9 protein-coding genes are annotated in these 13183 nt (G+C 46.2%); all 9 read left to right on the top strand.

All coding sequences use genetic code 11. The features are described from left to right. Positions 1-67 precede the first annotated feature (67 nt). The 9 genes from DWY57_RS11175 (at position 68) to DWY57_RS11135 (ending at position 13081) form a co-directional block, all read left to right on the top strand. Positions 68-1300 (top strand): glycine betaine/L-proline ABC transporter ATP-binding protein, encoded by a 1233-nt coding sequence (locus DWY57_RS11175; protein WP_117599873.1) that lies wholly within the window; start codon positions 68-70, stop codon positions 1298-1300. Beyond that, on the top strand, positions 1297-2112 hold the full coding sequence (locus tag DWY57_RS11170; RefSeq protein ID WP_117599872.1) for a proline/glycine betaine ABC transporter permease: 816 nt from the start codon (positions 1297-1299) through the stop codon (positions 2110-2112). The genes DWY57_RS11175 and DWY57_RS11170 overlap by 4 nt, the downstream gene beginning before the upstream one ends. A gap of 35 nt (positions 2113-2147) precedes the next feature. Continuing rightward, positions 2148-3011 (top strand): glycine betaine ABC transporter substrate-binding protein, encoded by an 864-nt coding sequence (locus DWY57_RS11165; RefSeq protein WP_117599967.1) that lies wholly within the window; start codon positions 2148-2150, stop codon positions 3009-3011. A gap of 270 nt (positions 3012-3281) precedes the next feature. After that, positions 3282-3878 (top strand): DUF3575 domain-containing protein, encoded by a 597-nt coding sequence (locus DWY57_RS11160; protein WP_117599871.1) that lies wholly within the window; start codon positions 3282-3284, stop codon positions 3876-3878. A 38-nt stretch (positions 3879-3916) separates the two neighbouring features. After that, positions 3917-5365 (top strand): hypothetical protein, encoded by a 1449-nt coding sequence (locus tag DWY57_RS11155; protein ID WP_119961760.1) that lies wholly within the window; start codon positions 3917-3919, stop codon positions 5363-5365. Positions 5366-5456: 91 nt separating this feature from the next. After that, on the top strand, positions 5457-6992 hold the full coding sequence (locus DWY57_RS11150) for an Mfa1 family fimbria major subunit (RefSeq protein ID WP_117599869.1): 1536 nt from the start codon (positions 5457-5459) through the stop codon (positions 6990-6992). Between the two features lie 143 nt (positions 6993-7135). Further along, a complete protein-coding gene (locus DWY57_RS11145) occupies positions 7136-8104 on the top strand; it encodes a FimB/Mfa2 family fimbrial subunit (RefSeq protein ID WP_117599868.1) in 969 nt (322 codons plus the stop codon). Between the two features lie 82 nt (positions 8105-8186). After that, the gene (locus DWY57_RS11140; RefSeq protein ID WP_117964311.1) at positions 8187-9440 is read left to right on the top strand and encodes a hypothetical protein; all 1254 of its coding nucleotides are present in this window, start codon (positions 8187-8189) and stop codon (positions 9438-9440) included. 56 nt (positions 9441-9496) lie between these two features. Further along, the gene (locus DWY57_RS11135) at positions 9497-13081 is read left to right on the top strand and encodes a hypothetical protein (RefSeq protein ID WP_119961759.1); all 3585 of its coding nucleotides are present in this window, start codon (positions 9497-9499) and stop codon (positions 13079-13081) included. Positions 13082-13183: the final 102 nt, after the last annotated feature.

Here is a 13183-nt window from a genome sequence, read left to right as displayed (position 1 = left end):
GAGAGGACGTTTAGACGCAAGAAGGACGCTGAAGAGCTTAGTTGCGGATTTGAGGTTTTAAAGAATTATGGATAAGAACAAAGTTGAGATCAGGAATTTGTATTTGATTTTCGGTTCTGAAAAAAACAAGGCTTTCAGAATGCTGAAAAAAGGAAAGAGTAAAAATGAGATATTGAAGGAGACTGGATGTACGATTGCCGTGAACAATGCCAGCCTCTCTGTCCGGGAGGGTGAGATATTTGTGATCATGGGACTTTCGGGAAGCGGAAAGTCAAGTCTGCTCAGATGTATCAACCGGTTGAATAGGCCTACCTCCGGCGAGATTCTGATCAACGGTGAGGACATCGCTGGAATACCGATGGAGCGGTTGCGTTCCCTGCGCCGGAAGGAATTGGCGATGGTATTCCAGCATTTCGGACTGCTGCCCCATTATACTGTATTGCAAAATATCGCTTTCGGACTTGAGTTGCAAGGGGTGGAGAAGAGGGAACGTGAATTAAAGGCAGCAGAAAGCATGCGTTTGGTCGGGCTAGACGGATATGCCGACCTGATGGTCAGTGAGCTGTCTGGAGGCATGCAGCAACGAGTGGGACTGGCACGTGCTCTGGCCAACGATCCGGAAGTTCTGCTGATGGACGAGGCCTTCTCAGCGCTGGACCCGCTGATACGGGTACAGATGCAGGACGAGCTGCTGGCCTTGCAGTCAAAGATGAAAAAGACCATCGTATTTATCACACACGACTTGGAGGAGGCTGTCAAGTTGGGTGACCGTATCGCCATCATGCGTGATGGGGAGATACAGCAAACCGGCACTTCCGAGGAGATTCTGACCACCCCCGCCAATGAGTATGTGAGGTGTTTTGTAGAGAATGTGGACCGCAGTAGGATTGTCACTGCCGCCTCCATTATGGTGGACAAGCCTATGGTGGCAAGGTTGGGAAAAGAAGGGCCGGAGGTTCTGACTCGAAAGATGAGAGAACGGAAGACAACCGTGTTGCCTGTAGTGGACCCGGATGGTATACTGGTAGGTGAGGTTCGCCTGGAAGATCTTCTCTGGTTGCGTAAGGAGCATATCCTGAATATAGACTCTGTGATAAAGAAAGAGGTACATTCCGTATTAAGTGACACTGTGGTGGAGGATATACTTCCCTTGATGACGAAGACCAACTCGCCCATCTGGGTAGTTAATGAGCGACGTGAGTTTGAAGGGATGGTACCGCTCTCGTCACTCATTATTGAGGTGACGGGAAAAGACAAGAAAGAAATCAATGAAATCATTCAAAACGCAATAAAATTATGATAAAGATAGGAGAATATATAGAAATGGCCGTGGAATGGTTGACCGAGCACGGCGCATCATTTTTTGACCTGCTGAGTCTGGGAGTGGAAGGCGTTATTGACGGGATACTGTGTATCCTGCTCGAGATACCTTTTTACATAACCATCGTAACACTCACTTTCCTGGCGTTATACAAGAGTGGCAGGGAGACGGGGGGATTCACCCTCCTAGGGCTGTCACTCGTCTACGGGATGGGACTCTGGGAGGAGACCATGCAGACCCTGGCTCTGGTACTTTCCTCCACCGGTATGGCATTGCTGCTGGGAATCCCTCTGGGGATCTGGATGGCGAGCAGCGGACGCTGCAACAAAGTCCTGCAGCCGGTACTTGATTGTATGCAGACTATGCCGGCCTTTGTCTATCTGATACCGGCAGTGCTCTTTTTCGGGCTGGGAACGGTGCCGGGAGCCTTTGCCACGATCATTTTCGCCATGCCTCCGGTAGCAAGGCTCACCGCATTGGGTATCTGCCAGGTGCCGAAAAATGTGGTGGAGGCCGCCCGGTCTTTTGGAGCCACTTCTTGGCAGCTGCTCTACAAGGTACAATTACCGCTGGCGTTGCCGACTATTCTTGCCGGTGTCAACCAGACCATCATGATGTCTCTCTCTATGGTAGTGGTAGCTGCTATGATATCAGCTGGAGGTTTGGGGGAAATAGTATTGAAAGGTATCACGCAGATGAAGATTGGCATGGGATTCGAAGGAGGGATTGCCGTTGTAATACTGGCTATCGTGCTTGATCGGATCACACAGGGAATAGCACGAAAAAAATAGAAGGAGTAGAACATATAATGAAAGACAGAATGATTATGAGAAACAAAACGAAATTTTTCACAGTCTTGTTGGCTGTTACGATATTCTTCTCATGCGGTAACATTTCTGACAAGAAAATCCGTATAGCCTATGCGAACTGGGCCGAAGGGATAGCGGTCACCTATCTGGCCAAGGAGATTCTCTCGGAGCAAGGATACAGAATAGAACTTTTGAATGCGGACATAGCTCCCATATTCACTTCGTTGGCAAGAGGTAAGACAGACGTGTTCATGGACAGCTGGCTGCCGGTGACCCATGCCGATTATTTCCGGAAATACAATGGTAAACTGGAAATCCTCGGGCAGATATACGACAGTGCCCGTATCGGTCTTGTGGTGCCCGAATATGTCCCAGTCCATATGATAGAGGAGCTGGGCGGTCATACCGGACGGTTTTCCGGAGAGATCGTGGGAATTGATGCGGGTACCGGTATCATGAAATGCACGGAGAAAGCCATCCCTGAATACGGTCTGGACTACAAGCTCATGATCTCCAGCGGTCCCGCCATGACGGCATTGCTGAAGAAGGCTATCGACAAGAAGGAATGGATCGTTGTGACCGGATGGACCCCGCACTGGATGTTTGATCGCTTCTGTCTGAGAGTGCTGGAAGATTCGAAAAACGTTTATGGGGAGGCCGAGCAAATCCATTCCATTGCCAGGAAAGGATTCAGTAAGGAGCATCCGTTCGTTGCCGCCCTTTTGGGAAACATCCATCTGTCCGATACCGAGATCAGCTCTTTGATGCGGACCATAGAGGAAACCCGTGAGACCGAGACAAGAGCTGTACGCCAGTGGATGGATAAGCATAGGGATTTGATAGACAGCTGGATTCCGGACAAGGAGAAATACAACCGATGAACATTACGCTGGAATGGATGACTTTCAATCCTTTTTTCTTCGTAAGGTGGGTGCTAACTGTCCCGCCATATTTCTGGTAATATTTTGAAAAAGAGTATATACCCTATTATTGTCTTAATGGCATACATTGTATGGATTAAAAGACTGTTTTGCGTAATTCTATGTCTAATATTCATAACAAAAACATGGTTGTATATTCATAATTTTGCATTATCAAAGTTAACATCATAAAACAAGTATGTTTTTCCTAGTAAAACTATCAGTGACAATATGAAACAAGTATGTTTTTTTTTCTTCCTGCTGTCCAGCCTGCAGACCTTCTCACAAAAGGTTGCGTTGAAAAACAACCTTGCCTATGACGCCTTGCTAACACCCAATCTTTCAGTAGAGTTCTCCCTAGGAAAGAAATGGACTCTGGACGCTCAGGTGGGTATGAATTTTTTCTTTTATGAGAATGATGCCACGGCAAATCGTTATAAGACAAGGAAATGGAGTCATTGGCTTGTACAACCGGAGGTAAGATATTGGACTTGTGAAACATTCAACGGCTTATTTTGGGGCATTCATACCCACGGAGGCCAAATGAATGTGGCGGGTATAAATATTCCTTTTATCATTCAGAACCATTCCAGAGAAATGAAAGGGCACCGTTACGAGGGATATTTTTACGGTGGTGGTGTCAGTGCAGGCTATCATTGGATACTGTCCAGCAGATTCAGTGTGGAGGCATCTTTGGGAGTGGGCTATGCACGTGTTAAATATGACAAATTCAGATGTACTTCTTGCGGGAAAAAGATAGGCAAGGGGAAAGCCGATTATCTGGGACCTACAAAGCTTGCAGTTTCGATAGTCTATATGATCAAATGAATGACGAGTCGCGTATATAAACATAAAAAACGTAATTAATGAGACCGATAGATTATTATATAGGAATACTCTCTGTTATGGGATATGTATACTGCTTGCCACTGGCAGGACAAGCAGGGAATAAAGTTGTCAGGGGAGGGAATCCCCGTCTGGAATATACAGATCTGAAAGTCGGACGTAGTACGGACGGGAAAGTGTTTACTGCCTCTTTCAATATAGCAGGATCTGTCAAGCGGTTGGGTGCCCAGGAGATTGTCTATATCTATCCTTCCTTGGTCTCCTCTGACGGCAAAATCAAAACTGATTTCCTTCCCTTGTGTATATCTGGAAGGAAAAGATATAAGGCCGTTATCCGTAGAGAGACTCTGGGTGGTAATCCGGATACATCAGTTCCAGTGAAGGATATCCGCAAGGCCGGAGATTTGAAGGGGACTGGAATTTCTGTTCGGGAAGCATTGTCTTTTGAGCGCTGGATGGCATCCGGATATCTCTCTCTCCGTGAGGAGATGTACGGATGCGCTGAGTGCGGCAGAGGCGTGAGTCAAACGAACATGTCGGTGACCGGGATAGATCTTTTCGAACCGGAAGACTACGAATATAATTTTTATATTCCTGAAAAGGTGGAGACAAAATGTTACGAGGAAGAGTTTGACTGTAAGGTCACTTTTAAATCTGCACGGCACGAACTTCTTCTAGGCTTCGGTAAAAACCGGGAAGAACTGGCCCGTCTGGACAGCTTTGTGTCCAGGGAACTCCGGATAAAAGGGGCTCGCCTCCGTGAGGTGCACATCACCGGGTACGCCTCTCCCGAAGGCGAATCCAACTATAATAGACATTTGTCGGAATGCCGTACTCATGCGCTTTCCTCTCATGTGTTGAGCAAGTATCCGCAGCTCAAGAGTGCTTCCGTATATAGAATAGAAGGAGCTGGCGAAGACTGGGAAGGTTTGAGAAATATCATAAAAGCATCTACTTTGGACTATAAGAATGAGGTTTTGTCTGCCATCGGGAGACATGATACGGATGTGGCCCGTGAAACAGCTATCCGTTCTCTGAATGGGGGAAAAGTCTATACTGATTTGCTATCCACGGTTTATCCTGTCCTGCGCCGCACTGTCTTCCGCATGAGCTTCGATGTACGTCCCTATATGGATGACGAACTGGAGGAAATGTTTATTACCGTTCCCGGGTGCCTGAGCTTGTACGAGATGTGTAGACTGGCACAACTGTATACTGAACAAGGAAAAAATCCGGTAAATATATATAGGAAGGCTTATGAGCAGTTTGCACCTGATCCGTTGGTGACACTTAACTATGCCAATGCGCTTTTAAAGTATGAAAAGGATGCGGACAAGGCTCTGATGATATTGGACACAATAAAGAGTGACAGCCGTTCTGTTTATCCTATGGCAATTGCCCACAATATGAAAGGTGACTGGCGGAAGGCGGAGGAATTGCTGAAAAAAGATATGGAACCTTTGGAATGAAAATTCCTTACTTGTATGATGGGGTTAACGAATGAAAAAAGCATTTAATGTATTAATAATTAAATTATTTATTTACTAAACAGTTTAAGTTATGAAAGTAAACAATTTATTTTTAGCAGGGGTTGTAGCCCTAAGTCTGGGCATGACAGCTTGTAATAATGAGGATGTCCCTCCGGTAAACAATCTGGGTGAGGGAACAACATTTGTGGGAATGTACATTTCCACCATGAAGGATGTCTCAACCAGAGCAGTGAATGACAATCAGGAAGATTACGGAGGAAGAACGGAAGAGAGTAAGCTTACAGATTTACAGCTTCTCTCAAATGTCCGCCCACAAGCATGGACGTTAGGAGAGACAGCTGATGAGACAGGCAAGTTTTGGGAAACGCAAACAGCCGGTACATTTAAGGTCGCTCCATGGAAAACGAATTCCGGCCCTCAAGCCATGGCGTTGTTGTTTAACAAGGGTGCCCTTTCCGCTGATATTGCAACAGCCGCGGATCAGACATATGGTAGTACAGCTGCCGCAGTAGACAATATTGCCGCTCTCGCCACAGACAACAAGTTTGTCATGACTTCGAGAGCTGAGCAGAAAACTATTGTTCCCGGCATTACCGAGGATGCTGCCAAAACGGGTACAAGTGAGGCTCAAAATGTATTCTCCTTTGATGTGGAGCGTATCGTGGCACAAGGATTGGTCGCGAAGGATGCTGCTTTGGAAGAAGCAACCGCAGATAAAAAAGGAACGGTTGATCTTGCCGACATCAAGTATACTGCCATCAACGGTGCCGCAAAGACATACCTTTTCCGTAACCATGCGGGAAAGCGTACAATTGGAGATGCCGATGGCCTTTACGATGGCTTTGCATCAGCCATTGATGGATATACCGATTTTAAGGCGGCCAAAGAACCGGAAGGTTCAGCTAAAGAAAATTTGATCCGTTTGGGGAATCTTCTGTCGAAGGACAATCCACAGCGGAATGATCTTGGTATGTATGCAGCTAAAGGCGTTGCAGAAAATGTTAATACTGCTAAAAATGTAGCAGGTATTTATTTTTTGGAAAATTCTGTAAAAAAGGAAGCGCTTACAGCTGAAAATAAAAATTACGGTTACTATCGTCTACCTTATGCCAAGGTTTATGTAACTTATATCCCTAATGAAGTATGGAAGCTTGATGATGATGGAAAAACATTGGTTAAAATGGATAATTATGCAAAAGGAACAACGTTCTATCGGGGAGAAGATGACGGTCTTATCTATGCCAGCAAAGAAGCCGCAAAGAAAAGTAAGTGGAGCCCGGACCAAAAAGCTTATACCTATACAAGTGGAAAATGTGCATATCGTGCGTTATGGAACCGTCAGACTATTACCGCTGATGGAAAGTCGATTGTGAACGCTGACACACGCCGTAATAATACCTATCTGTTGACAATCAAGTCTTTCCAGGGATTGGGTATGCCATGGGATCCTTCTGATCCTAAAGATCCGTATTTGCCAAAACCTGATGATAAGGATGAACCGACAAATCCGGAAAATCCGGATATCGAGAAAGAAGAGACCTACATGCGTGTCGAGGCTAAAGTGCTCCAGTGGAACCTTGTCTCACGTGATGTTATTCTTGAGTAATATTACTATTAAACAGTTGATAAATTCAGCAAACAATTTCTTACACAATTTTAGAGAGGGATGTGGATTTTTTCCCTTCCCTCTCCAATAACCTAAAAGTTTGACTTCAAACTATTAAATAATCCCAACATAAACTATATCAAATGAGATTTAGAAGCGTACATGCTGTCGCATTTATCTTGTTATCGGCTTACTGTCTTATAGGATGTGATTTTGCCGTATTTGATGACTTGGTCAGTTGTCCGCAAGGTGTCAGTTTTCATTTTTATAGGCAAACCCCTTGCGAACAATTTCCCAATTATCCGTCAGATATCAGGCAGGTCCGGGTATTTGCCTTTGATGCCAATGGCGTGCTGGTAGGCGAATTTTCCGACAAGAAAGTACTCCTTTCAGCGGATTATTCCTTGTCTGCCACATTACAGCATACTGGAAAACTTACATTTGTCGCATGGGGTGGCAGTGACCTAGAGTCTTATGATTTTTCAGATTTTCAAGAAGGCGTTACTACCAAGGGGGAAATGCGGGTCGCACTGCGGCTGAAAGACAGACGGACTACTTCAGTCCCCGGATCGCTGTATGTCGGTCTCGCCTCTGTATCGCTGGAGAACCGAGAGGATATGGGGAGTGTGTACGAGCGGGTGACTTTCAATATGCGGGAATTGACATACCGGATACACTTCACAATCAGCTTTATAGGTTCTTCTTTCCTCATGGACGAGGAATTTGTTATCAGGATAGAAGATGACAACGGTGTGTATGATTTCAACGGTCAGATCGCTCTTTGCGAACGCTTTGAGTATGTAACCCAAGCCGTACGTGACACTGGAGGGGCATTGAAAGCGGATTTCACGCTGATGAAACTGGAAGAGGGCAGGAACGCACTCGTATCCCTGATTGATAAGACAACCGGGGAGATTCTTTATACAGCAAATCTGGTGGATGACATCATTATGTTCCAGGGAGATGCGGGTGAGCCGCCGTATAGTCTAGAATGTGACCATGATTTTCCCATAACCCTGAAACTCAAATATGAGAAGGATACATGGATGCTGGTACAAGCTACTGTTCTGGATTGGAATGTCATTTCCCGTCCTATAGAATTGGAAAACTGATATCATGTCAGGATAGGTTTAAGACAAATGCTCCGTGTGATATCAGAAAGGATTTGAGATTATTAACAAAAAACGATAGATAATGAAATACGGAATTGTGATGAGGCTGTTGACGGTGGTCTGCGTAGCGATTGTACAATTGACCGGATGTTCGTCTGATGCGGAAGAGATGGAAAAAGCCATTCCAGATGTTCCCATCCGGATTGTAGCGGAAATGAATAGGGGGGCCGTTACTTCCCGGGCGGCAGAAGCTTCTGCACATTTATTTGGAGAATGGAAGGAGGACTATATTGGTGCAGAAGAATACGAGAAAACTGTCAAGCATATCCTCCTTTTTGCTTACAAGAACATCGGGAACTCCTTGGAAAAAGTCCTTTTCTATTATCCCCAAGGAACGGCCAATCCGCTGGCAGATGTAACTGGAATTGACCGTTTTGAGATGAGAGAGATGGGTGGGGTGAATGCAGGGGATTTCGATATTGTCCTGGATCTGGAGCTGACTGGTGGTAATTATACTTTTGTTTTACTGGTCAATTGCGAGTCTGGATTGAAAAAGATCCGGGAGGAACATACAATTCCTGATCCTAAACGGCTGACAGAGAAAACCGAAATTTTCACATCTGACGATCTAAAAGGAGAAAACCGGAAGTACCTTCCCATGGTAGGCCAATGCAACTTCCGCGTTCCGTACAATACGAGCGGTAATAATAGAGTAACCCTTTCACCCTGCATACTTCTGGAACGTATGCATGCCCGTGTCGAGTTTATTCTTACTACGGTTGATAACGGGGGAAACTACTTGTCTCCTTTATTGCCGTTTTCCAGAGTGACGAAACTCTCTCTGAACAATGAGACCAGCGGTTATTCCGTCCTTCCTTCCGTCGGGGAATACACCGCCACTGGGAATGGTGACCCAGATATCAGAGGAGTCAACTATATGGAAGATCCCCTATTGCTACCGGAAAGGCCCAGTTTCCATGAAGGCGCCAACGAGGGCCCCGGAGAATCCGCTTTTGTGGCCAAATGTAAAGAGAGACTGCTTCCATATACGGGAGAGGCACCTAATTATATTTATGTGGCTCCGGGGGTCTATGGTAAAGGAAAAGAGGGGGCGCTGGCCTTGGTCTTATCTATCGATTATCTGATGGAAAACCTCGATAAGCAGTATAGGATCGAGCTCTATAATCCGGATCTTTCCGAGAATGACAAGGGTTATTACAATATCCGGCGTAATACGATTTACCGTGTCTTCGCCACACTGAAAGGACCCGGAAACATGGAATATGACATAGTTGTGGACGAATGGAAGGATACGGAGGTGGCTATTCCTTGGTAACAAGGTATGACCAGTCATGCCATCACGAAGAAAAACAGTTTAAAGAATAGATACATATGAGAATCAAACATTACACTTTGATAGTCGCTTTTCTGGCGATATCTATGGGAATCCCTCTCGTGCAAGGGTGCAGTGATCCCTTCGATGAGTATGGAAACGGCGGGACAGAAATGCCTGTCAGGGACGGCTGGACGTCTGTCAGCATGTCTGTCGAAGGACTTGGTCTTCGAAATCCCCTGACACGGTCCCTTACACCGGAGGGGGAGAATTCCACGGCAGCGGAGAGGATTAGGGTACTTGTGTTTGACAAGGACAACAAGTTTTCATATGAGGCCAAAGTGACCTCCTATATTCCTTCCGGTAATCCGGCTGACAAGAAAGGCAAGGGTACCATGACCTTGTTGGCGAAAAATACTCCTTCAGGCGATACCAGTACATTCGTGATGCTGGCCAATGTCACCCGGTCAGCTAATACAGACGCAGACGGACTGGCTGGAAAGACACGGGAGGAAGTCATGCAACTTTTCACTTTCTCCATGCCGGACAAGGGGGTATGGAAAGACGGGGAGTTGCCGATGTGGGGTGTCTCGGACCCGGTCAGGGTGGATCACAGTGCCGGTGCTGTTCCCAAACTTGGAACTGTCTATCTGGTCCGTGCCGTAGCACGTGTGGACGTGGGGCTTAACTTGAGCAACATGTCGGAAGGGGCCTCTACATTCGACGAGAAAGCCGGGGGGATTGAAGGGATAACGCTGACTAAAGTGTTTTTTTATAATACCAATACGACGGGACGGGTCTCCCCGTTCGAGAACGGGATTTACTGGGATGAGGCCAATAGAAAGGCGAAACAGCCTTCTATTCCTGATCCGGCTCCGGCTGTGACAGGAAAGATTGATAGAACATCTTCCATAGTGGATGAGAAAATCTTGTTACGTGAGGTATATGTTCCGGAGGCGGTCAATGCGCCGACGGCTGCCACGCAAGGAGCCAACGGAGAAACTCTTCCTGAGAATAATACGGAAAATTACTTGAAACGTCCTTATATCGTTGTCGGACTGACCGGTGCAGATAAGAGCCGTCCTGACAAGGAAACTTTCTTCCGGATAGACTACCTGAAACGTACTGGAGCCGAGGCTGATGCGACATACGAGTACCTTCCCTTGTTGCGTAATCACCGTTATCTGGTGAATATCAAGGCTGTAGGTGGTCCGGGATTCGATACGGAAGAGGATGCTAGGAAAGGACCGGCCGCCAACATCATGTATAATGTTGTGGTATGGAATGAGTCCATGATGTCTGATGTATTGTATGACGGGCAATATATGCTGGGAGTCAGCGCTGACCATTTCACTTTTTATAGGGAGGGAGGCAGCCTAACGGCAAAAGTGCAGACTTCTTGGCCGGAGGGGTTCACGATAGAGGGACTGCCTGCATGGATCGGTTATTCTATAAAACCTTCGGATCCAGATAAGACCGCACCGACCGATGAGAAAACCGTGACCTTTACGGTCACAGAACATGTGGATGCATCCCGAATGTGGCCGGAAAAGCCGGAAGATGCCCAGGATGCGCTGAAAGCCGCTTATGTGAAGGCGGGGCGTATGAAATGGTTTCTTGGCTTTGAACAGTCTAAGGATATCAATGTCACCTTACAGATTTTTGCGGACGAGGCCTGCAGCCGGCCGCTGGAGTTTATTGAGGTCAATCAGTATGGCGAGAGCTATGGGCAGGCAGATAAGGTGATAACGAAAGACGGGCAGACGCTTACGGCAGAAGAGGCAGGTGCCAGGGTTACTTTCTATGTAAAGACAGAACCGCATGATTTGGAACCCGTTTCCCATGCTGAAGCTGCCAATCCGTTCAAGATAGAGAAAGCGGGTCAACTTGCCGGGGGAATATGGAAGTACACGGTGACGGCTCCCGACATTACAGGAAATACGGAGTATTTCGATAATTTCAATACCACTTATACTTTGACCGTCACACATGTGGGAACCGGCAAAAGTGCGTCGGGGAAACTCAGCCTCCTGCAGAAGGAATATAATGCCATCCCCTTCTTTGACAAATTCCTGCATCAGTCATTGCTGGTATCTAGTAACAGTATCTATCTGATGGATGGCAAACAGAAACAATATTATGTCAAAGCCAACAGCGAATACAAAATTGAGTTGGTTTCGGCTTTGTCTGACAACAATGCTGGTAATGTGATAGAAGACTTTATGCTTTTCTATGAGAAGGATCCTTCCCTTTCGGGAAAACCTGTGCCTTTCATAGCTGTTGACGATATGGCGTCTCCGCGTCTTTACTCCGGTAAGGCGAAATTCAAGATTTATTCCCCTGATGGTCTTTTTCCGGAAAGAGAATTTGAGTTGGAGCTGGTTTCCGGAATTGTGCAGCCTGAAGCGAATACATATATGCTTAAAGCGGGAGCAAAGCAAGGGATCTTTATTCCTGTTTCCCGGGTAAATACTGCCTATGAGTATTACAAAAAGCTTCTGGATCATGACGCTGTTTTAAGTGATAAGCAGGGACTTCCCGGTAGCAAAGAGGATTTCATGTTGAATAAGTTGGATGCAGATGATGATTGGAGAGTCAATATCGTGTGGACGGACATTAAAGAGGCTGGCGGACATAATGATATAGAAAAAGCGGGACTCAGTGAATTGTCCGAACAGGGAGGTTCCGGTCCGGGATCATATATTTATGTCAAGCCAGGGCAGACTCCGGGAAATGTGTTGATAGAAATTAAATCTGGAAAGATCAAGGGGAATCCGACACTCTGGTCCTGGCATATCTGGATTGTTGACAAGTATCCGACAGTCTTGGATGTTGCGAGTCAGGGAGGTGATGGTCCGAAAACGGTTCAATTGATGTCGCATCTGTTGGGAGCATACGAAAGGGTCCAATCACAGTATAGTGCAGATGCATATAGGGAATTTGGTATGCAATATCAATGGGGCAGGAAAGACCCGTTCCCGGCACATGATATTCGTGTCAATAAAAACTTTTATGACGGCAGTGGCAAGCTATTTGATTTCCTTTGGGAACAGAGAGGAAATGATGTGGATTATGGAAAAACAGATGCTCAGCAAGCGAGAGGGGCTGCTCTTACGATGAAACAGAGCATCGAACATCCAAACGCTATCGTCTCCCATCAAAGTTTCTGGCAGTATGAATGTTTCCCGCATGGGCTGGTTAATTATTTCAATGGTCGCTGGGTGTTTCTATATCCATGGAACCAGCCTTCCCAGACAGGGAATCCGGAGGATGTAGGCGGGAAAACCGTATTTGACCCTTCTCCTTACGGATTCCGGATTATGTCGCAGAAAGAGGCTGTAACTTTGAGGTTTGCATATTATTATGCAAGTCGTTCCGGCCTTAACACACCGCTGCCTGGAAGTATTTATGACGGCAGTTTTACAGATGGCAAGTCTGGGGGTAATGAAGTCATTTTCGCCGTGGCACAAGCCAGAAGCGATACTCATGCAGGGCGTTATCTGCTTAATTCCACTGGAGGTCCTGCCGGTTGGGCGCCTACTTCTAATACAAGCGCTGTTTACAGGCGTTGCATGACTTATTCCGTACGTCCAGTCGTCGATCCAGATGTAAAGGATGATTATGAGAAATATTTACCCCAATAAGTTATATCCCGTGCAGACGAAAACTTGCACGGGACATAAAAAATGACAAGAAAGTTTCTCATATACTTTTGTTTTGAGACATTCCGGTGTTTTTTGTATAAG

The sequence above is a fragment of the Bacteroides sp. AF25-5LB genome (assembly GCF_003602965.1).
Taxonomy (GTDB): Bacteria; Bacteroidota; Bacteroidia; order Bacteroidales; family Bacteroidaceae; genus Bacteroides; species Bacteroides uniformis.
This window is presented reverse-complemented; position numbering and strand designations above follow the sequence as displayed.